Origin of the sequence: Amycolatopsis sp. NPDC051372, from assembly GCF_040682095.1 — a bacterium.
In the GTDB taxonomy this organism is placed as follows: domain Bacteria; phylum Actinomycetota; class Actinomycetes; order Mycobacteriales; family Pseudonocardiaceae; genus Amycolatopsis.
This window is the reverse complement of sequence record NZ_JBFBAF010000002.1, coordinates 278820-299101: the sequence shown is the minus strand read 5'-3', so window position 1 is coordinate 299101 and position 20282 is coordinate 278820. Positions and strand designations below refer to the sequence as shown.

At 71.5% G+C, this 20282-nt stretch carries 22 protein-coding genes; 13 read left to right on the top strand and 9 right to left on the bottom strand.

What is annotated here, in order from left to right:
• From AB0M56_RS05150 to AB0M56_RS05135, 4 genes are read left to right on the top strand one after another with little or no spacing between them, the layout of a single operon-like run.
• Complete coding sequence (locus tag AB0M56_RS05150) at positions 1-825, top strand: CoA ester lyase (RefSeq protein WP_364171230.1); 825 nt, start codon at positions 1-3, stop codon at positions 823-825.
• On the top strand, positions 825-1748 hold the full coding sequence (locus tag AB0M56_RS05145) for an LLM class flavin-dependent oxidoreductase (protein WP_364171228.1): 924 nt from the start codon (positions 825-827) through the stop codon (positions 1746-1748). The genes AB0M56_RS05150 and AB0M56_RS05145 overlap by 1 nt, the downstream gene beginning before the upstream one ends.
• The gene (locus tag AB0M56_RS05140) at positions 1741-3504 is read left to right on the top strand and encodes a biotin carboxylase N-terminal domain-containing protein (protein WP_364171226.1); all 1764 of its coding nucleotides are present in this window, start codon (positions 1741-1743) and stop codon (positions 3502-3504) included. Before AB0M56_RS05145 ends, AB0M56_RS05140 begins: the two co-directional genes overlap by 8 nt.
• Before the next feature lie 57 nt (positions 3505-3561).
• The gene (locus AB0M56_RS05135; RefSeq protein ID WP_364171225.1) at positions 3562-4341 is read left to right on the top strand and encodes an SDR family oxidoreductase; all 780 of its coding nucleotides are present in this window, start codon (positions 3562-3564) and stop codon (positions 4339-4341) included.
• Between the two features lie 18 nt (positions 4342-4359).
• Here the strand turns inward: AB0M56_RS05135 and AB0M56_RS05130 are convergent, their stop codons facing one another.
• From AB0M56_RS05130 to AB0M56_RS05120, 3 genes are all read right to left on the bottom strand, one after another.
• Positions 4360-5736 carry an NADP-dependent succinic semialdehyde dehydrogenase gene (locus tag AB0M56_RS05130; RefSeq protein WP_364171223.1) on the bottom strand — a complete coding sequence of 459 codons (1377 nt, stop codon included), beginning with the start codon at positions 5734-5736 and terminating at the stop codon, positions 4360-4362.
• A 241-nt stretch (positions 5737-5977) separates the two neighbouring features.
• Positions 5978-6604, bottom strand: coding sequence for a helix-turn-helix transcriptional regulator (locus tag AB0M56_RS05125; protein WP_364171222.1), 627 nt, complete (start codon positions 6602-6604; stop codon positions 5978-5980).
• The gene (locus AB0M56_RS05120) at positions 6601-6858 is read right to left on the bottom strand and encodes a hypothetical protein (protein ID WP_364171221.1); all 258 of its coding nucleotides are present in this window, start codon (positions 6856-6858) and stop codon (positions 6601-6603) included. Before AB0M56_RS05120 ends, AB0M56_RS05125 begins: the two co-directional genes overlap by 4 nt.
• 122 nt (positions 6859-6980) lie before the next feature.
• Between AB0M56_RS05120 and AB0M56_RS05115 the strand changes: the two genes are divergently transcribed.
• Both AB0M56_RS05115 and AB0M56_RS05110 read left to right on the top strand, forming a co-directional pair.
• Positions 6981-7835: a helix-turn-helix transcriptional regulator gene (locus AB0M56_RS05115; RefSeq protein WP_364171220.1), complete on the top strand. Its 855-nt coding sequence runs from the start codon at positions 6981-6983 to the stop codon at positions 7833-7835.
• Between the two features lie 3 nt (positions 7836-7838).
• Positions 7839-8015, top strand: coding sequence for a DUF397 domain-containing protein (locus AB0M56_RS05110; RefSeq protein WP_364171218.1), 177 nt, complete (start codon positions 7839-7841; stop codon positions 8013-8015).
• Between the two features lie 86 nt (positions 8016-8101).
• Here AB0M56_RS05110 and AB0M56_RS05105 read toward each other — a convergent pair whose 3' ends face one another.
• From AB0M56_RS05105 to AB0M56_RS05090, 4 genes are all read right to left on the bottom strand, one after another.
• A complete protein-coding gene (locus AB0M56_RS05105) occupies positions 8102-8965 on the bottom strand; it encodes a dioxygenase (RefSeq protein WP_364171216.1) in 864 nt (287 codons plus the stop codon).
• Between the two features lie 42 nt (positions 8966-9007).
• Positions 9008-9805, bottom strand: a complete 798-nt coding sequence (locus tag AB0M56_RS05100; protein WP_364171214.1) for a citryl-CoA lyase — start codon at positions 9803-9805, stop codon at positions 9008-9010.
• Positions 9802-10980 carry a CoA transferase gene (locus tag AB0M56_RS05095; RefSeq protein ID WP_364171212.1) on the bottom strand — a complete coding sequence of 393 codons (1179 nt, stop codon included), beginning with the start codon at positions 10978-10980 and terminating at the stop codon, positions 9802-9804. Before AB0M56_RS05095 ends, AB0M56_RS05100 begins: the two co-directional genes overlap by 4 nt.
• A gap of 96 nt (positions 10981-11076) precedes the next feature.
• Positions 11077-11895, bottom strand: a complete 819-nt coding sequence (locus AB0M56_RS05090; protein ID WP_364171210.1) for an IclR family transcriptional regulator C-terminal domain-containing protein — start codon at positions 11893-11895, stop codon at positions 11077-11079.
• Between the two features lie 227 nt (positions 11896-12122).
• On the opposite strand from AB0M56_RS05090, the gene AB0M56_RS05085 reads away from it, so the two are divergent.
• Together AB0M56_RS05085 and ligD are read left to right on the top strand one after the other, a co-directional pair.
• A complete protein-coding gene (locus AB0M56_RS05085; RefSeq protein WP_364171209.1) occupies positions 12123-13559 on the top strand; it encodes an amidohydrolase family protein in 1437 nt (478 codons plus the stop codon).
• A 70-nt stretch (positions 13560-13629) separates the two neighbouring features.
• Positions 13630-14631: a non-homologous end-joining DNA ligase gene (gene ligD, locus AB0M56_RS05080; RefSeq protein ID WP_364171207.1), complete on the top strand. Its 1002-nt coding sequence runs from the start codon at positions 13630-13632 to the stop codon at positions 14629-14631.
• Between the two features lie 112 nt (positions 14632-14743).
• Here the strand turns inward: ligD and AB0M56_RS05075 are convergent, their stop codons facing one another.
• Positions 14744-15124 (bottom strand): hypothetical protein, encoded by a 381-nt coding sequence (locus AB0M56_RS05075; RefSeq protein WP_364171205.1) that lies wholly within the window; start codon positions 15122-15124, stop codon positions 14744-14746.
• A 68-nt stretch (positions 15125-15192) separates the two neighbouring features.
• On the opposite strand from AB0M56_RS05075, the gene AB0M56_RS05070 reads away from it, so the two are divergent.
• The 3 genes from AB0M56_RS05070 to AB0M56_RS05060 are packed head-to-tail and all read left to right on the top strand — an operon-like array spanning position 15193 to position 16705.
• Positions 15193-15870: an SDR family NAD(P)-dependent oxidoreductase gene (locus AB0M56_RS05070; RefSeq protein ID WP_364171380.1), complete on the top strand. Its 678-nt coding sequence runs from the start codon at positions 15193-15195 to the stop codon at positions 15868-15870.
• Positions 15867-16139 carry a hypothetical protein gene (locus AB0M56_RS05065; RefSeq protein ID WP_364171203.1) on the top strand — a complete coding sequence of 91 codons (273 nt, stop codon included), beginning with the start codon at positions 15867-15869 and terminating at the stop codon, positions 16137-16139. The genes AB0M56_RS05070 and AB0M56_RS05065 overlap by 4 nt, the downstream gene beginning before the upstream one ends.
• Positions 16136-16705 (top strand): patatin-like phospholipase family protein, encoded by a 570-nt coding sequence (locus tag AB0M56_RS05060; RefSeq protein ID WP_364171201.1) that lies wholly within the window; start codon positions 16136-16138, stop codon positions 16703-16705. Before AB0M56_RS05065 ends, AB0M56_RS05060 begins: the two co-directional genes overlap by 4 nt.
• A 41-nt stretch (positions 16706-16746) precedes the next feature.
• Here the strand turns inward: AB0M56_RS05060 and AB0M56_RS05055 are convergent, their stop codons facing one another.
• Entirely contained in the window at positions 16747-17172 is a 426-nt protein-coding gene (locus AB0M56_RS05055; RefSeq protein WP_364171199.1) for a hypothetical protein, read from the bottom strand.
• 195 nt (positions 17173-17367) lie between these two features.
• On the opposite strand from AB0M56_RS05055, the gene AB0M56_RS05050 reads away from it, so the two are divergent.
• The gene (locus AB0M56_RS05050) at positions 17368-18066 is read left to right on the top strand and encodes a hypothetical protein (protein WP_364171197.1); all 699 of its coding nucleotides are present in this window, start codon (positions 17368-17370) and stop codon (positions 18064-18066) included.
• Positions 18067-18089: 23 nt separating this feature from the next.
• Positions 18090-20210, top strand: coding sequence for a DUF2156 domain-containing protein (locus tag AB0M56_RS05045; RefSeq protein ID WP_364171195.1), 2121 nt, complete (start codon positions 18090-18092; stop codon positions 20208-20210).
• The last annotated feature ends 72 nt before the right edge of the window (positions 20211-20282 follow it).

Genomic DNA, 20282 nt, shown 5'->3' with positions numbered 1-20282 from the left:
ATGACGACCGGATTGGTTCCCCGCAGCCTGCTGTTCATGCCGGGCTCGAAGGCGTCGATGATCGCGAAGATCCCCGCGATCGCGCCCGACGCGGCCGTGGTCGACCTCGAAGACGCCGTGCCCACGGCGCAGAAGGCCGAAGCTCGCGAGACGACCGTGGCCGCGCTGGCCGGGTTCGAGGTCGGTCCGCGCACGACGGTGCTGGTGCGGGTCAACCCGAGCACCTCGCCGTGCTTCGCCGACGATCTCGCAGCCGTCGCGTCGCTGCGCGGTGTCGGCGTCGTCCTGCCGAAGTACGAGCGGCGCGAAGAGATCGACGTGGTCCGCGCCCAGGTCGGTGCGGACGTGCCGATCGTGGTCGGGCTCGAGACGGTGCGCGGTGTGGCGTACTGCCGTGAGCTCTTGAGCGCCGCGATCGACTCCGTCTACTTCGGAGCCGAGGACTACATCGCCGACATCGGCGGCGTCCGCACCACCCGCGGCGACGAGGTGCTCTTCGCCCGCAGCGAAGTGCGGCTCGCCGCCCACCTCGGTGGAGTGTCCACTGTGGACCAGGCCGTGGTTGCGATCCGCGACGACAACCGGTTCCGCGTGGACGCCGAAGCCGGCCGTGCGATCGGCTACACCGGCAAGATCTGCGTGCACCCGCGTCAGGTCGAGCTGGCCCACGAGGTCTTCACGCCTGCGCCGGCCGAGGTCGCGCGCGCCCGCGCGGTGCTGGCCGCGGCCGACTCCGGCGTGGCCGTGGTCGACGGAGAAATGGTGGACGACGTCCACGTGCGGATGGCGCGCACGGTGCTGGCGCGTGTGCCGGAGGAGAGCTGATGCGCGTCGGGCTGATGTTCCCGCCCGGGGCGGACCCCGGTGAGATCCCGGCGGTCGCGCGCCGCGCCGAAGCGGCCGGGTTCGACTTCTTCTGCTGTGGTGAGCACGTGTTCTTCCACGGCCCGATGACCAACGCCTTCGTCGGGCTGGCCGCGGCGGCGGGCGCGACCGAGCGGATCGGGCTGATGAGCGCGCTCACGATCCTGCCGATGTATCCGGCGGCGCTGGCGGCCAAGCTCGTCGCCGCGCTCGCGACGGTGTCGCGCGGTCGGTTCGAGCTCGGGGTCGGCGTGGGCGGTGAACACCCGCCGGAGTTCGAGGCCGTCGGCGTGCCGCTCGCCGAGCGTGGGCGCCGCACGGACGAGGCGCTCGAAGTGCTGCACCGGTTGCTCGCCGGGGGACCGGTGACGTTCCGCGGCGAGTTCACCACGATCGAGGGCCAGGAACTGCAGCCGGTGCCCGCGGTCCGGCCGCCGGTGTGGGTCGGTGGCCGGCGGCCCGCGGCGATGCGCCGGGCCGCACGCCACGCGGACGGCTGGTTGCCCTACCTGGTCTCACCGGAGCGGTTGGCCGACAGCGTGGCGCAGGTGCGGAAGCTGGCCGCGGGATACGGGCGCCCGCCCGAGGACATCCGCGGCGGGGTCTATCTGTGGTCCGCTGTGGACACCGACGGCGACCGGGCCAGGCGTGAGGTCGTGTCGGCGGTGAGCGAGACCTACCAGCAGGACTTCGAGGGCTACGCCGACCGCTACCTGTTGTTCGGCACACCGGCCCGCGTGCGGGAGCGGCTGGCGGAGTACGCGGCGGCGGGGGCCGAGAGCGTGATCTTCGCCCCGGCGTGCGCCGACCACGACCGCGCGATCGACTTGTTCGCCACCGAGGTTCTGCCCGGCATCCGGGAGAGGGGAGTGTCCCGTGTCTGAGTCCACCGAAGTGGTCTCGAAGGTGTTCACCAAGGTGCTGGTGGCCAACCGCGGCGAGATCGCCGTACGCGTGATCCGCGCCGCGCGTGACGCCGGGCTGGGGTCGGTCGCCGTCTACGCCGACCCGGACGCCCGGGCGCCGCACACCCGCCTCGCCGACGAGGCCTACGCGCTGCACGGCAGCACGGCCGCCGAGTCCTATTTGGACATCGACAAGATCCTCGACGTCGCCAAGGTCAGCGGCGCCGACGCCGTGCACCCCGGCTACGGGTTCCTCTCGGAGAACGCCGCCTTCGCCCAGGCCGTGCTCGACGCCGGTCTCGTGTGGATCGGCCCGGGTCCGCAGGCGATCCGCGACCTCGGCGACAAGGTGACCGCGCGCAAGATCGCCCGGTCCGTCGGCGCGCCGCTGGTGCCGGGCACCGAAGAGCCGGTGGCGTCGGCCGAGGAGGTCGTGGCGTTCGCGCGCGAGCACGGGCTGCCGGTGGCGATCAAGGCCGCGTTCGGCGGCGGGGGTCGCGGGCTCAAGGTCGCGCGCACGCTCGAAGAGATCCCCGAGCTGTTCGAGTCCGCCACGCGCGAAGCCGTCGCGGCCTTCGGCCGCGGCGAGTGTTTCGTCGAGCGCTACCTCGACCACCCCCGGCACGTCGAGGCACAGGTGCTCGCCGACGCCCACGGCACGGTCGTCGTGGCCGGCACCCGCGACTGCTCGTTGCAGCGCCGTCACCAGAAGCTGGTGGAGGAAGCCCCGGCGCCGTTCCTGAGCGCCGAGCAGCGCGAGCTGATCCACACCTCCGCCAAGCAGATCTGCGCGGCGGCGGGATACCTTGGCGCGGGCACCGTCGAATACCTCGTCGGCACCGACGGCACCATCTCGTTCCTCGAGGTCAACACCCGGCTGCAGGTCGAGCACCCCGTGACCGAGGAGACGACGGGCCTCGACCTCGTGCTGGAGCAGTTCCGCATCGCCCGTGGCGAGCGGCTGACCATCGCCGATCCCGAAACACGCGGGCACGCGTTCGAGTTCCGCATCAACGGCGAGGACCCGGGTCGTGGCTTCCTCCCGATGCCCGGCACCGTGCGCCGCTTCGACGTACCCGAGGGCCCCGGCATCCGCCTTGACTCCGGTGTGGAGGCGGGGAGCGTCGTGGGTGGACAGTTCGACTCGATGCTGGCCAAGCTGATCGTCTCCGGGCCCGACCGCGCGACGGCTCTGGCTCGCAGCCGGCGGGCGCTGGCCGAACTGGCGGTGGAGGGTCTCGCGACCGTGGTGCCGTTCCACCGCGCCGTGGTGCGCGACCCGGCGTTCACGGCCGAGAACGGGTTCACCGTCCACACGCGCTGGATCGAGGAGGACTTCGCCAACACCCTGCCCGAGTACTCCGCCGAACCCGCCGACGACGGCAAGGTGTCGATCTCCGTCGGCGGCCGCGCCCTGCGGGTGGCGTTGCCCGGTCTGTCCGAAGTGGGCAGCCGGGCCGACGAGATCCGCGCGGCTTCCGCGGCCGTGGCACTCGGTCCGCGTGCGACGGCCGTGTCCGGCGACGCGGTGACGACGCCGATGCAGGGCACGGTCGTGAAGCTCGCCGTGGCCGAAGGCGACCAGGTCGAGGCCGGCGACCTCATCGCCGTGGTGGAGGCGATGAAGATGGAGAACCCGGTGAAGGCGCACAAATCCGGCGTGGTCACGGGGCTCGCGGTGGCGGTCGGCGACAGCCACGCCCAGGGCGACGTGCTCTGCGAGATCGCCGGGTAAAGTCCACTCGGGACTTCCGTTGGCGATTTTCCGATGTCAAAGGAGGGGAGCACGCTCGTGGATCTCGGAATCGCCGGCCGCACGGCCGTGGTGTGCGCGTCGACCCAGGGCCTCGGGCGGGCCTGCGCGGCGGAGCTCGCCCGGGCGGGCTGCACCGTCGTCGTCAACGGGCGCTCGGAGGACTCGACGCGCGCCGCGGCCGCGGAGCTCGCGGCGGAAACGGGCGCGGCCGTGGTGCCCGTGGCGGGCGACCTCGGCGACCACGCCGTGCAGGACGCGCTGCTCTCGGCCGCGGGACCGGTCGACATCCTCGTGAACAACAACGCCGGTCCGCCGTTCCGCGACTTCCGCGAGGTCGACGAAGACGCGCTGTTCGCCGGCGTGCGCGCCAACATGGCCACGCCGATCCGGCTGGTGCAGCTGGTCGTCGACGGCATGGTGGAACGCCGGTTCGGCCGGATCGTGAACATCACGTCCGGCTCGGTCAAGATGCCGCTCGCCGGGCTCGACCTCTCCAGCGGCGCGCGGGCCGGCCTCACCGGGTTCCTCGCCGGCGTCGCCCGGTCCGTCGCGCACGCCAACGTGACGATCAACTTCCTGCTGCCCGGCTCGTTCGACACCCGCCGCCTGCGTTCGGGTCAGGAAACGGCGGCTGCGAACGCGGGAGTGACGCCGGAAGCCGTCGCGGACCGGCAGCGCGCGGCGATTCCCGCCGGACGGTTCGGCGAGCCCGCGGAGTTCGGTGCGGCGTGCGCCTACCTGTGCTCGGCGCAGGCCGGGTTCGTCACCGGCCAGAGCCTGCTCATCGACGGTGGGGCGTACCCGGGCGTGCTCTGACGCCCGGGGCCCCGTGCGTCAGCCGACCCAGACCGTCTTGAGGTTGCAGAACTCCCGGATTCCGTGCGACGACAGCTCGCGGCCGTAACCCGAGCGCTTCACACCGCCGAACGGCAGCTCCGGGTACGACACCGTCATGCCGTTGATGAACACCTGCCCGGCGTCGAGGTCGTCGATGAACCGCTCGATCTCGCCGGCGTCCTCGGTCCACGCGTTGGACCCGAGGCCGAACGACGTCGCGTTCGCGATCTCCAGCGCCTCGTCGAGGTCCGCCGTGCGGTAGAGCGAGGCGACCGGGCCGAACACCTCTTCGGTGAAGATGCGCATCTCGCGCGTGATGTCGGTGATCACCGTCGGCGGGTAGAACCAACCCGGGCGATCCGGGCGTTTCCCACCGCACAGCACGGTGGCGCCCGCGGAAACGGCCTCGTCCACCAGTTCCTCGACGTCGGTGCGGCCCTGTTCCGTGGCCAGCGGCCCGACCTTCGTATCGTCGTCGAACGGGTCGCCGACGGTCAGCGCGCGCATCCGCTCCACGAACTTCCTGGCGAACTCGTCGTAGACGTCGGTGTGCACGATGAAGCGCTTCGCCGCGATGCACGACTGGCCGTTGTTCTGCGTGCGCGCTGTCACCGCGGTCTCGGCCGCGCGGTCGAGGTCGGCCGAGGGCATCACCACGAACGGGTCGCTGCCGCCCAGTTCCAGCACGGTGTGCTTCACCTCGTCACCGCAGATCGCGGCGACCGAACGCCCGGCCGGCTCACTGCCGGTGAGCGTGGCGGCGGCGACGCGCGCGTCACGCAGGATCCGCTCGACCTGGCGCGAGGAGACCAGCAGCGTCTGGAAGCAGCCTTCACCGAATCCGCCGCGGCGGAACACGTCCTCGAGGTACAACGCGGTTTGCGGCACGTTGGACGCGTGCTTGAGCAGCCCGACATTGCCCGCCATCAGCGCGGGCGCCGCGAAGCGCATCACCTGCCACAGCGGGAAGTTCCACGGCATCACGGCCAGCACCACCCCGAGCGGCTGGTAGCGGCCCAACGCACGCGACGCGCCGACCACCGACGGGTCCGGCAGCGGCTCGTCGGCGAGGAACGCTTGCGCGTGGTCGGCGTAGTACCGCATGCCCTTGGCGGACTTCAGCGCCTCCGCGCGGGCCGAGGCGAGCGTCTTGCCCATCTCGGTCGTCATCATTCGCGCGACGTCGTCGGCTTCTTTCTCGAGAAGGTCGGCGGTGGCATGCATCAGCGCGGCGCGCTCGGCGAACGTGGTGCGCCGGTAGGTCTGCCACTGCTCGTGCGCGATCCCGATCCTGTCCCGGACCTCGGCCTCGGTCAGCTCGGTGAACGTCTTGACCGTCTCCCCGGTCGCGGGGTTGATGGTGGCGATCGCCATGGGCGGAGCCGTCCCTTCTCCTCGTCGCGGTGCGGCCGCGCGGGCCGTCCCCAGCACGAGCCTAGGTCTTCCCGGCCCGCCCGGCAGGCAAACCAGCGGCAGGAAAACCCGCGGCAGGCGGGCCCAGCACGAAGCCCCCAGGCTCGTGAGTCCCTGGGGGCTTCGGCTCAGCCCGCCCGAGGCGGGAGTGGGAACCCGGCCGCCGCGCCTTGGTCGGGGTCAGCACGCGGCGGCCGGGAGATCATTCGCCGTCGGGGTGGTCTTCGTCGTCGCCGGTTTCGGGGTTGCCGTCGTAGATCACCGAGCCGTCGTCGCGCATCCATTTGCCGATCGCCTTCACCTCCAGCGGCTCGGCGAGGAGGAGTTGGACGGTGTAGCCGTAGAAGCGGGCGTAGAGCAGCACGTTGGTGAAGGCCGCATCCGCTGCGCCGGGGTGGTTTTCGAGGCGCCACAAGGTGAGTGGGCTGATGCCGAGGGTTTCGGCGACCTCGTCGCGGGTCAGGCCGGCCTTCCGGCGCAGCGTGTGCAGGTGCTGCAGGAGCTGCCACAGCTCGGACATCGCCTGGGTGTCGCCGGCGTTGTCGCCGTGGGGCATGCGCTCGCGCCAGGGCGGGCGGCGTTGTCCTGGGTCGTCTTCGACGAGGACCACGTGCAGGCGATAGCCGAGGTGGCGAGCGTAGGCGTCGAGGGTCGGCAGGGTCTGGCTGGTGCGGGCCCGGGTGCGCAGCGAGTGGATGTTCCCGGCGAGCATGCCGAGGATCCGCCCCGCTTCCCGCAGGGTGAGGCCCTCGGCGACGCGGATCTCCTCGAGCCGCGCGGCGACGATGTCGAGTTGCTCGAGCGCCGACCGCTGGACCAGCGCAGTCATCGCGGCCGCCGGAAGCAGGTGCGGCAGTCGCGCGCCTTGTCACGGTCATCGCCGAGTTCCTGCGACAGCTCGGAGCGGAACGCCCACCGCGCCGGAATGACGAAGCCGTTCTGCGTGCAGCCGGGGCTGAAGGTGTCCCGTCCCTCGTCTTCCAGCTGAGCGCGCAGGTACCGGTGGTTGCGTGTGTCTCCTGCCCAGAAATGCACGGCGAACAGGCCGCGCTCGATCATCGCTGGTGACAGCTCGCCGGTCACCTCATCTGCCGCTATTGTCATCGCTCACCCTCCCCGGACACGTCACGTGTGCACGGGACTACACTTTGAAGCAGCTGAGGCGAGAGTGCAATATTTACACTCTCGCCTCACTCGAAAGGAGCATGATCGTGCCCAACCCGCCTTCCCTTCGCCGTCGGCGCCTGGTGTCGGCGCTTCGCCGGCTGCGCACCGAAGCGGGGCTGACCATTGTGGACGCTGCCGAGGCCGCGGGGTTCTCCGAAGCCAAGCTCAGCCGGATCGAAACGCTGCGGCACATGGTCAACGGCGACGACACCTACCGGCTCGCCCAGGTCTACGGGGCGGACCAGCAGACAACGGATGCGCTCGTGCAGCTCGCGCGAAGCTCCAAGCAGCGCGGGTGGTGGGCCGCCTACTCCGATGATGCGCTCGGCAGACTGACCGACTACATCGAAATGCAGGCCGATGCGGTCCGCATCCGCGAGTTCGAGGAAGGCATCGTGCCGGGTGCGCTCCAGACCCGTGGATATACCGAAGCCGTTCTGCGCCTCGGCCTGCCGGATGCGAGCGAGGAGACAATCCAGCAGCGGCTCAAGGTCCGGACCGAACTCCAGGAGAGCGCCCGGTCCCGAGACCTGCGGATGTGGGTGATCCTCGACGAGATGGCGCTGCGGCGCCCTGTCGGCGGTCGCGGCGTGATGGCGGACCAAGTCGCTGCGCTGATCTCGGCGGCCAACTCGCCAGGCATCCGCGTGCAGGTGCTCCCGACAGACGTGAGCGGCCATCCGGCGATGGGGACGCCCTTCACGCTGCTCGATCTTGCCGATCGGGCCACGTATGTCTACCTCGACACCCTCGCCGGTGGCTCGTACCTGGAGGAGACTCGCGACGTTGACCGGTATGAGTCGGCCTGGGAGGCGCTCCAGGCGACAGCGTTGAGCTTCGAGGATTCGACTAGCCTGATGGCGACCATTCGAACCGAGCACCAAGGCGGGTAGAACGTGAACGAGACCCGGCTGTGGCGCACCTCGTCGTATTCGAGCAGTGAAGGGCAATGCGTCGAGGTCGCCGTGGGCATCAAGTCGGTCGGCATCCGGGACACCAAGGACCGCCAGGGCGGCGAACTCGACGTTCGCGCCGCCGCGTGGCCGGCCTTGCTGGAGCAGCTCGGGCGTTGACCGCGCAGGCAGAAGACCCCCAGCGACTCGTGAGCGCTGGGGGCCTTCTGCTGCCTCTACTGCCTCTACTGTCGGGAGTCTCGGGATCAGCCGACGGGCTGCAGGACGAAGTCGTAGCGCGCCTCGACCCACGGCACGGCCGATTCGCCGCCGTCGGGCGTCGGACCTGGCTCGCGGGGCTCGAAGGTGACCACGAGCTCCTGTTTGGTGCCGAACACGACGTCGCTGTCGAGGTACTCGGCGCCTTCCTGGAACAGGTGCGTGATCAGCGGTTCGTACCCCGCGGCGTTCACGAGGAAGTGCACGTGCGCCGGGCGGAAGTGGCTGATGTCGGTGCGCGAGATGAGGTCGCCGACGGGGCCGTCCATCGGGATCGAGTATCCCTTCGGGGCGATCGTGCGCACGCAGTAGGTGCCGTCGGCGCGAGCGGTGTACTTCGCGCGCAACCGGGCTTCGTCGATCTCCGGCAGCTGCGACTCGTACGAGCCGTCGGCGTCCGCCTGCCACACGTCGAGCAGTGCGCCGGCGACGGGGGAGCCGTCGAGGGAACGGACGGCGCCGCTGACGTAGAGCGGGGTGCCTTCGACGCCGTCGGACATGTCGCCGCCGAAGTCCAGCTCGGGGGAGCCGTCGATGTGGAACGGGCCGAGCACCGTGGCCGGCGTGGCTTCCTTCTCGAAGGCGTGGTTCATCTGCACGACGAGCATGCTCAGGCCGAGCACGTCCGAGGCGAGGATGAACTCCTCGCGCTTCTCGTCGCTGATCTGGCCCGATTTGGTGAGCCACTGGATCGCGGCCATCCACTCCGGCTCTGTGAGCCGCACTTCGCGCGCGAAGTCGTGCAGGTGGCGCACGAGCGCGGTCATCAGCTCCCTCGTGCGCGGGTCGTGCGCGGTGCCCCACCGCCGCGCGGCCAGCTCCGTGATGTTGTCCTCGGTGACGAGCTCCATGGGCGTCCTTTTCCTCGGCCGGTTCCAGTGCGTGTCAGGGGGTCAGGGCGTGTACGGGTCCGGCGCGACAGGCCGGTTGTTCAGGTCTACCGCGAGGAAGATGTCGTTGCCCACAGGGTGACGCAGTTCCTCGGCGAGCTGCCCGATGAGCCCGGCCGTGCGGGCCAGCAGGGCAAACCCGCGCAGTAGCTCCAGAGGCAGCCCGAGGTCGGCCAGCGCCGCGCCGCAGACGCCCGCACCGTTGAGCGGCAGCGTTTTGCCGAGCACCTGCGGGTGCACGCGGCCGATCGCGGTGAACAGCGCCAGGTGCGGGCCGACGAGCCCCTCCTCGGCGGCGATCTCCAGCAGGCGCGGTGTGCGCGGGTCGCCCTGCTTGTGCACGTGGTGCCCGAGCCCGGGGACGAACTCGCGGGCTTCCCGTTTCGTGCGCACCGTTTCGAGGGCGAGCGCGTCCCAGCCGGCGTCGTCGGTGGGGATCTCTCCGGCGGAGGCGAGCACCTCGTGCAGGAATCGGCCGCAGTCCTCGGTGACGCCGAGGAAGCGCGAGCCACCGCCGAGCAGGCCGGCGGCGAGCGCGCCCTGGATCGAGTCGGGCGCGGACAGGTAGGTCAGCCGCGTGACGATCGCGGTCGGGGTGAAGCCGTGGTCGGCCAGCGCCGCGAGCACGGCCTCGAACACGCGGGTCTCGCCCGGCGTCGGCCGACGCTGCGTGGCGAGCCAGAAGGCCAGCTCGCCGAAGCCGACCTTGCCCATCACGTCCTGGGCCAGGTCCTGGCCGAGCAGGGTGATCTTGTCGAGCGACGACGCTCCGAGCGCCGTCTCGTACACCGGCTCGTTCACTCGGATTCCTCTCGCGGGGTACGGAGCCAGGCGCGCAGCTCGGCACCGTGCTCGTCGAGCTCGGGCGGTGGCAGCCGGTAGGACGCCGGGGTCGCCGAGAGCCGCAACGGGTGGCGCGTGGTGGGCACCGCGCGGTCGCCTTCGCCGACCTCGACCACGGGATCGAGCCCGAACCGCTCGGCCATCGCGAAGCCGCCGTCGATCGTGGAGATCGGGCCGCACGGTACGCCCACGGCCGTGAGGGCCTCGAACCAGTCGACGGCGCCGCGGGCGGCCAGGCGCTCGACAAGGATCGGGCGCAGCTCCTCGCGGTTGCGCGTGCGGTCGGCGTTGTGCGCGAAGCGCGGGTCTTCGGCGATCTCCGGGATCGCGAGCACGTCGCACAGCTTGCGGAACTGGCCGTCGTTGGCCGCGGCGACGATGATGTCGTCGTCGGCGGTCGGCAGCGGCTCGTACGGGAAGACGCTGGGGTGCGCGTTGCCCATCCGGTATGGGACCACGCCGCCGGCGACGTAGGCGGAGCTGTGGTTCACCAGCCCGGTGAGCGCCGAGGACAGCAGGTTGACCTCCACGAGCTGGCCGGCGCCGGTCGCGTCGCGGTGGCGCAGCGCGGCGAGGATGCCGATCACGGCGTGGTTGCCGGCCATCACGTCGAACACGGAGATGCCGGCGCGGTACGGCGGCCCGGCAGGGTCGCCGGTGAGGCTCATCAGGCCGGAGATCGCCTGCACCATGAGGTCGTAGCCGGGCACATGGCTGCCCGCGCCGGAGCCGAAGCCGGTGATCGACGCGTAGACGAGGCCGGGGTTGAGGGCGCGGACGGTCTCGTAGTCGAGGCCGTACTTGGTGAGGCCGCCGGGCTTGAAGTTCTCGATGAGCACGTCGGCCCGGGCGGCGAGCTCGCGCCCGAGCGCCGCGTCGGCCTCGTCGCGCAGGTCGAGGGCGATGGAGCGCTTGCCGCGGTTCACGCCGAGGTAGTAGGTGGAGGTCTCGCCGCGCACCGGCGGCATCCAGGTGCGGGTCTCGTCGCCCTGCGGGCCCTCGACCTTCACGACTTCGGCGCCGAGGTCGGCGAGCAGCATCGTGGCGTACGGGCCGGCCAGCACCCGGGAGAAGTCCGCCACCAGCAGCCCCGACAGCGGTCCGGTGCCCGCTCCCGCCGGGGAGTCTTCCATGCTTCGCCTCTCTTCGTGTCCGTCAGGCGGACCAGTGTCCGTCCGGGTCGTCCAACTGAGAGTCTGCGCCAGCGCGGCGCGCCGGTCAAGCGCGGGTCAGGACACGGTCGGCGCGGCGGTGGCGGCACTGTGGGGCACGTCCTCCAGGCGCGCGAAGTCCGCGCTGATGTCGCCCGCGGCCTGCAGCAGCAGTGGTAGGTGGTGGCCGATCAGGCGGTCGACCGGGGTCTCGGCGGCGTGGCAGTTGACGTTGATGCTCGCGATCACGCGGCCGGCCCCGTCGCGCAGGGGCGCCGCCACCGAGCGGATGCCGAGGGTGAGCTGCTCGTCGGTCAGCGCCCAGCCGCGGGCGCGGACCTCACGCAGCTCGGCGTCGCGTTCGGCGTGGCCGGGCTGCCAGCGCGGCACGAGCCCGGAGCGCGTCGGCTCGGCGAGCGTGGTCTCGAGCTCCTCGGGTGAGAGGGCCGCCAGCAGGACTTTGCCCAGCGACGTCGGCAACGCCGGGAACCGGGTGCCGATCTGCACGGCCAGCGACACGATCTTCGGCACCGAAACCCGGGCCACGTAGACGATGTCGGACCCGTCGAGCTGGGCGATCGAGCAGGACTCGTTCGTCTGCGCCACGAGTTTCTCCAGGTGCGGGCGCGCGATGTCCCACAGGCCCATCGACCGCACGTAGGCGACGCCGAGCTCGAGCACGCGGGGCGTGAGGGCGTAACCACGCTCGGCCGCGCGCACGTAGCCGAGTTCTTCCAGTGTCAGCAGGATCCGCCGTGCGGTGGGGCGGGCCAGCTTCGTGGCGGTCGCGACCTCGGCGAGCGTCATCACCGGCTGGTTGGGCCGGAAGGCGGCGATCACTTCGAGCCCGCGGGCGAGCGCCTCGATGAAGTCCGGACCGGTTCCCTCTCGTGGCATGGCACGACCTCCTCACGGCCTGGCGGGCACTGCGTCCCGCGAAGCGTATCCGCTCGCTGTCCGCGAGACGGACAGCGTCGCCCGGCCTCGCGCGGCGCGGGGTCCGGCCGGGCATTGACAGGGGCTCCGCGGTGCGCAAAAGTGTCTTCACCCCACTGGTTGTCCGTCAAGCGGACGATTGTACGCGTCGGGGGTCCGTGGGGCTCCGGCGTGGAAGAGAGGCAGCCATGAGCGAGCCCACCGGCCGGCCGGTCGTCCTGCGCGGCGGGACCGTGCTGACCGTCGACGCCACCCGCCGCGTGCTGCCCGGGCACGACGTGCTGGTCACCGGCGACACGATCACCGCCGTCGGCCCGGAACTGGCCGTGCCGGACGGCACCGTGGAGATCGACGCGACCGGCGGCATCGTGATGCCGGGCATGATCGACACCCATCGGCACATGTGGCAGACGGCGATGCGCGGCTACGGCGCCGACTGGACGCTGACGCAGTACTTCGTCTGGTACTACCTGGAACACGGCAAGACGTTCCGCCCGGCCGACGTCTACGCGGGCAACCTGCTGTCCGCCTGGGAAGCGCTCGATGCGGGCGTGACGACCACAGTGGACTGGTCGCACGGGCTGCAGACGACCGAGCACGCCGACGCGGCCGTGGACGCGCTGCAGGCCGTGCCGGGCCGGTTCGTGCTGGCGTACGGCAACATCCAGGACGCGCCGGCGCACTGGACCGCTGCGCCCGAGTTCCGCGAGTTCGTCGCGCGCCGCATGACCGGCGACCCGATGCTCGGCTTCCAGCTCGCGTTCGACGTGACCGGCGACCCGGCGTTCCCGGAGAAGCCGGCGTTCGAGGTCGCGCGCGAGCTCGGCGTGCCCGTGACCACGCACGCGGGCGTGTGGGGGGCGACCGGCGACGACGGCATCCGCCTCATGCACGACCACGGCTTCATGACGCCGGAGACGATCTACGTGCACGGCGCGTCGCTCTCGGCCGACTCGTACCACCGGATCGCCGCGACGGGCGGTTCGGTGTCGGTGTCCACCGAGAGCGAGCAGAGCGCGGGCCAGGGCTACCCGCCCACCTGGGCGCTGCGCTCGCACGGCATCCCGGTGTCGCTGTCGATGGACACGTCGGTGTGGTGGAGCGGCGACCTGTTCTCTGCCATGCGCACCACACTGGGCGCCGACCGGTCCCGCGAGCACCTGGAGGCGCACGCGAAAGGCGACACCGTCACGCACGCCGCGTTGCGCGCCGACCAGGTCGTGGAGTGGGCCACCCGCGGCGGCGCCCGGGCCCTCGGGCGCGAGGCGGAGCTGGGCAGCGTCGAGGTCGGCAAGAAAGCCGACCTGGTGCTGGTGAAAAACGATCACTCGCCCGTGTCGTTCCCGCTGCTGAACCCCCACGGCCACATCGCGTTCCAGGCCCAGCGCGGCGACGTGCACACCGTGCTGGTCGACGGCCGCATCGTGAAGCGCGACGGCCGCCTCGTGGACGCCGACCTCGCGGCGGTGCGCCGCACGGTGGACGCGACGGTCGAACACCTGCGCGCGCAGCTGGGCGACGAGGCCTGGGACCAGGGGATGAACCCCGACGTCCCCGCGGCGAAGGTCCTCGACAACCCGTACACCTACACCGACTACCAGAGCGGCAGCACGCACGGCGGGTGACCACTGTGGACGTTTCCGCTCGGTTCGCCTTACGGTGGGGCGAGCGAGACGTCCGAGGCGGGAGGCCGGCATGGCAGGCGGTGCTGAGCGGTCGCGCGTGCCGGCCCCGATCGAGCCGATGCTCGCGACCCCGGACGGCGGCCTCCTGCGCGACAGCCCGGACTACGCCTACGAGTTCAAGTGGGACGGCTACCGCTCCATCATGCGCGTCGCCCCCGACGGCACCACCGTGCTCACGAGCCGCAACAACAACGATTTCACCGGGCGCTTCCCCGAGCTGCTGGGCGTGTTCGGCGACGCGCTGGGCGGGCGGCCCGCGGTGCTCGACGGCGAGATCGTGGCTCTCGACGAGCAGGGGCATCCCGACTTCGGGCTGCTGCAGAACCACGACAGTTCCCTGCGTTCCGTGTCGTACTTCGTGTTCGACGTGCTGCGGCTCGGCGGCGATTCGCTTATGGATGCTCCGTACGACGAACGCCGGGCTGTTCTTGAGTCACTTGCGCCTGGGGACCGCCGCCTGGCGGCCATCACCCCCTCCTACAGCCACACGGACTTGTCGGCGCAGGGGATGTCGCCGCAGGACCTGCTGGACGTGGCGCAGAAGATGATGCTCGAAGGCCTGGTGGTCAAGGCGCGAGCTTCGCGGTACCACCCAGGCCGGCGGAGTCCGGAGTGGCTGAAGCACCCGTTGATCCGCACCACGGAAGTCGTCCTCGGGGGCTGGCGGCCGGGCCAGGGGCGTCGTGCTTCCACCCTGGGCGCGCTGCTTCTCGGTGCGCACGATCCTGCGACGGGCGATCTTCTGTACCTCGGTGATGTGGGGACAGGGTTCACCGAGCAGATGCTGGTGGATCTGCGGGAGACACTGGCGCCGTTGGAGCGGCCGGTGAGCCCGTTCGCCAACGTGGTGCCCCGGGACCGGGCCCGGGGGGCGCATTGGCTGGCACCTTCGCTCGTCGGCGAGGTGGTGTACCGCCGCCTGACACCGGGCGACCAGCGGCTTCGGCACACGGCTTGGCGGGGGTTGAGGCCGGATCGGGTGCCGGGTGAGGTGGAAGTTCCGTCGACCTGATCGGGTGCCGGGTGAGGTGGAAGTTCCTCTGTCGCCCTGATCGGATCGCACCAGTGGGTTGTCCCGGCCTCGAGACGCGATCGGCGGGGTCAGGCAGTCGATGATGTCCTCGCTACCAGACCGACAACAGTCGTGCGTCGGGCTGACCGTTTTCGTCGACCCCGACGAGATGGGCTGCTTCGGGGCCGCTGCGGGAGTCGTCGTCCAGCGGGATGGCGAAGCGATGCTCGCCGGAGTCGACCGCGAGGTAGCGGTGGGGGACCACTTCGTAGCCGTCGATCACGTTGCCGACGAAAGAGCGCATGACGACCAGCGACTGTCCTTCGGGAAAGCGCCATGCGCGGCAGCCGTACAACCCGAACGGGTTCGTGAGTGCTCGCAAGACGGGTCCGTCGAAATGCAGTTCGACGTAGTCGCGGACGAAGCTGACCGCGCTGATCTTGCGGCCCACCAGGAGTTGCAGCGACGCGGACAGCTCGTGAGCGGAGGCCATGCCGTGATCGTGCCAGAACTCTCTCTTCGACAGCTGACGGGGAAGAACCATGACCAGCAAGCACGCTCATCATCGGCGGCGCCAGGGGTCTCGGCCGGGAAGCCGCGCGCAGGTTGGTCGCCGCCGGGCACACCGTCTACATCGGAGCGCGGGACGTCACGCGGGGCCGCGAGGCGGCGGATCAGCTTGGGGCGAAGTTCCTGCAGCTCGATGTGACCGACGACGAGTCCGTTGCCGCGGCGGCCGGCCGGTTGACCGAGTTGGACGTGCTGGTCAACTGTGCGGGCGCGTTCGAGGGCATGCTCGAGCCTGAAGACGCGACGGCGGGGCACATGCGGGAGAGCTTCGACGTCAACGTGTCCGGTGTGGTCCGGACGATTCACGCGTTCCTGCCGGTCCTGCGCGGGTCCGGCGTGCCGGTGATCGTGAACGTGAGCAGCGGCCTGGGGTCGTTCGGGACGGTGAACAACCCCGAGCGGCACGAGTCGCGGTTTCCGTTGCCGGTGTACGCGTCGTCGAAGGCGGCGGTGGGGATGCTGACCGTGCAGTACGCCAAGGGGCTGCCGGGAATCCGCGTGAACGCGGTGGATCCCGGGTGCACCGGGACCGAGATGCACGGCACGAGCGGCGACGGGATCCAGACCGCCGAGGAGGGCACCGACGCGATCGTGCGCCGCCTGGCGAGCATCGGCGCGAACGGTCCTGCCGGCACGTTTTCCGACCGCCACGGCGAGCTGCCGTGGTGACCGACGCGCTGGTCCTGGGCGGAGGCGGGATCGCGGGCATCGCGTGGCTCACCGGGCTGTTGACGGGCCCGGCCGACGCGGGCCACGACGTCACCGACGCCGGCACGATCTTCGGTACCTCGGCGGGCGCGACCGTCGCGGCCCAGGGCGGCAGCGGGGTCGGGCCGGCGGAGTTGTACGCGCGCCGGACCGAACCCGGCCGCCAGCCGGCGAGGTCAAGGCGGACGTGGACCCGGCGTCGTTCGGCGCGGACCTCGCTGCCGTATTGAGCGGGGCGGAAACGTCGCCGGAGAGCCGCCGCGCGCTGGGCCGTTCTGCGCTCCAACGGCAGACGGTTCCCGAAGCCGCCCGCCTCGCCGTGATCGAGTCCGGGCTGCCTTCGTTGACGTGGCCCGAAAAACCATGGCTGAAGCTCGTCGCCGTGGATGCCGAAAGCGGCGAACCACGAGGGTTCGACAGCGGCTCGGGCGTGCGGCTGGTCGACGCCGTCGCCGCCAGCTCTGCCGTGCCGGGACTGTGGCCGCCGGTGACGATCGAGGGTCGCCGTCACGTCGACGGCGCCGTCCGCTCCAACACCAGCGCGGACTACGCGGCGGGCGCGGCGCGGGTGCTTGTACTCGCACCGCTGGGCCACTTCGAACTGTTCCCGTGCGAGACATCACTCGCCGTCGCGATCGGTGACCTGCGGACGGGCGGTGCGGCCGTCGCCTACGTCGAGCCGGACGCGGATTCCCTGGCCGCCATCGGGGCGAACCCGGCTGATCCCGCCACTCGCCGTCCCACCGGGGAAGCCGGCCGCGCGCAGGGCCGCCGCACCGCGCGCGACTGGCGCTGACGCACCCGGTTGCGGATGCACTTTTCACAGCCGGTAATCGATCACCGGAAGAGGCCGTCAGCAGCACCGCGGCCGTACGTGATCGAGCCCGGTTCGAAGTCCGGCGCAGGCACCCCGGCGTCCGAGAGCCGGGCACGGCGCACGGCAGGGGTCGTCATCGCGTGGCCTGAACGCCGAGCGGGACCGGGTGGCCGAAGCTGATGAGCACCGCCGAACCGGTGCACCGCAAGCGGATTCCGAACCGTGTCCACCCGGGTCGGGCCCGATCGCCGACGCACCGGCACGCCGCCGGCAGCAGCATCGATCCCCGAGAAGGCGACCAGAACGTCGGCGTGCCCAACGCCCGTGCCCAGCCGCGCGGAGAGCCCGGCCGCGCGGTGCCACGCCGCGCCGGGCGGGGGATCCGGCAGGTGCCCGGTCTCGAGCCGGCCGGAGGTGCCCGAAAGCGGGGTTACCATCCGATTCATGCTGCGACGATGTTCCTCGGTCGCCGGGCCGTGGCGTGCCCCACGAACCCCGGCATCGCGTCGTGCGGGGAACTGGCGCGCAGCGAGCTCGACGGGTGAGTTTCCACCGCGTGACCGTTTCTGGTCACCCACCGACCACAATGGACACCCGACGGCTCGTCTGCCGAGAGCTGTCTTCGAGCCGGGGAGGCGCCGATGACCGATACCTATCCGCCGCGCCGCAGCCCCGGGCGGATCGCCGTGATCGTCATCGCGGTGGTCGTGCTCGTGATCGGCGTGTGCCTGGCCATCGGGGGCGGCGTCCTGCTGCTCGTGTTCGGCTCCGGCGGGTCGCTGAGGTCGGGGGAGCACGACGTCACGACCCCGACCGCGGCCATCGTGACCGACACGGCGCAGATCACCGACACCGGCCGGCTCACCCGCGCGCTCGGCTCGCCCTCGGTGAGCGTCCACGCGACGGGCGGCAACTCGTCCGGCCTGTTCATCGGCATCGGGCCCGCCGCGGACGTCGACCGGTACCTGACCGGTGTCGCGATCGAGCACGCGCGCAACTTCAACCTCGACCCGTTCGCGCTCGACGCCGTCCGCCGCGACGGCACGGCACTGGCGGTCCCGCCGGCCACCCAGCCGTTCTGGGTCGCGTCCGGGGCGACCGACGTGACCTGGCAGATCACCGACGGCGACTACCGCGCGGTCGTGATGAACGCCGACGGCACGCCCGGCGTGAACTCCCGCCTCGCCGTGGACCTGAACCTGCCGGGCCTGTTCGGCTACGCGCTCGGCCTCCTCATCGGCGGGCTGGTCCTGGTCGTGGCAGCCATCGTCGCGCTCGCGATGGGCCGGCCCCGCAGCCGGGCCCCGGAGCCGACCACACCGGCCCCGCCGCCGTACTGAGACCGCGGACCGGGCCGGCAACCATGGCAGAACACACCGCGACCGTCGAGCACGCGAAAACCCCCGAGTTCCTCACCCGCGCACGGTCGATCGCGCTGGTGCTGTGGCGGCGCGCCCCGTTCACCACGGGCGTCGTCGTGGCCATGGTCGCGCTCGGCCTGGCGACGGGCACGCTGTGGAGCGCCGTCGAGACGCGCGAGTGGTTCCCGCAGGTGTCCTACGGCCTGCCCTCGCTCCTCGACGGCCGCTGGTGGACGTTCCTGGTCGGTCCGTTCTTCGCGCTGAACCCGCTTTTCTACCTGCCCGTGGCCGGCGGGTTCGCCCTGCTCGTCGGCCCGTCCGAAGCACGGCTGGGCACGCGCCGGACCGCCGCGATCGCCGTGGGCGCGCAGCTGGCCGCCACCCTCGGCGCTGCGCTGATCCTGCTCGCGCTGCGCGGCACCGGCTGGGAATGGGCGACGCAGCTCGCCGGCCGCACCGACGTCGGGTTCTCCGCGGGCGCGCTCGCCGTGGTCGCCGTGGTCAGCGCGACCATCCGCTCCCCGTGGCGGCTGCGGTTGCGCGCACTGCTGTGCGTGTACGTCGGGGTGTCCATCCTCTACATCGGCACGCTGGCCGACCTGGAACACCTGCTCGCCGTCGGCCTCACGCTGCCGCTCGCGCGCCGGCTCGCCGGCCCGAAACGTCTCCGCTCCACGGGCCGCCCGACGCGGCGGGAGTGGCGGCTGCTGGCGGTCACCGGGCTCGTCATCGCGGGCGCGGTGCAGATCGTGGTGCGCATCGCACCCGGCGTCAGCCCGCTCGGCTCCACGGCGGGCCAGGCCGATTCGGTGCCTGAGCTGGCGATCGTGCTCGTGGTGATCGCGCTGATGATCAACGGCCTGCGGCGCGGCAAACGCGCCGCGTGGCGGTGGGCGGTCGGGCTCGCCTCGCTGATCGTGGCGCTCGGCGTTGTGATCGCCGTGGTCGTGCTGGTCGCGGAGATCTTCGGCCTGGCCTACACGATCGAAAACGCGTCGTTCCTCATCGCCGACGCCGTGCTCTGGGGCGCCATGCTGACGCTGCTCATCGCCGCGCGCGGGGCGTTCCGCGTTCCCTCCCGGCGGAAGCGGCGCCGCGCGCTCGGCTCCCGCGACGTCGACGGCGCCACCGAGCTGCTGCAACGCCACGGCGGCGGCACGCTGTCCTGGATGACCCTCTGGCCGGAGAACTCCCACTTCTTCGGCCCCGACGGCGAGTCCTACCTCGCCTACCGCCGCCACGCCGGGGTGGCCATCGCCCTCGGCGACCCGATCGGCCCCGACACCGCCGGCACGATCACGGCGTTCGCCGAGCTGTGCGACAACTCCGGGCTGGTGCCGTGCCTGTTCTCCGTCACCAACGAGACCACCGCCGTCACGGACTCGCTCGGCTGGGCGCGCGTGCAGGTCGCCGAGGACACCCTCGTCGACCTCGAGGACCTGGAGTTCCGCGGGAAGGCGTGGCAGACCGTGCGCTCGGCACTCAACCGGGCGGTGAAGGAGGGCGTCGCCTTCCGCCTGGTGACGCTGGCCGACGAACCGTGGTCGCTCGTCGCGCAGGTGCGCGCGATCTCCGAGGAGTGGGTGGGGGACAAGGGGATGCCCGAGATGGGCTTCACCCTCGGCGGTGTGGACGAGGCGCTGGACCCGCGTGTCCGCGTCGGGCTGGCCGTGGACGCCGACGGCGTGGTCCAGGGCGTCACGTCGTGGCTGCCCGTGTACGGCGGCGACGGGCAGGTCGAGGGCTGGACGCTCGACGTGATGCGCCGCCGTGGCAACGGGTTCCGGCCGGTGGTGGAGTTCCTCATCGCCTCGTCCTGCCAGGCGTTCCGCGCCGAGGGCGCTCGGTTCGTCTCGCTGTCGGGCGCCCCGCTGGCCCGCGCCCCGGAGGCCCCGCCCGCCGCGCCGCTCGAACGCCTCCTCGACTCGTTCGGCGGAGCGATGGAGCCCTACTACGGGTTCCGTTCGCTGCACGCGTTCAAGACGAAGTTCAAGCCCCGCTACGTGCCGATGTACCTCGCCTACCGCGAGGAGGCCGACCTGCCGCGGATCGGCGTCGCGCTCGCGCGCGCCTACCTGCCGGACGCCTCGCTGGGCTCGCTGGTGCGGATGGGGAAGAACTGACGGGACGGGCGGGCACCCGGGCGACTCTTGGCCGTTTCTCCCCCGACCTGCGCGGACTATGCTCGCCGGGTT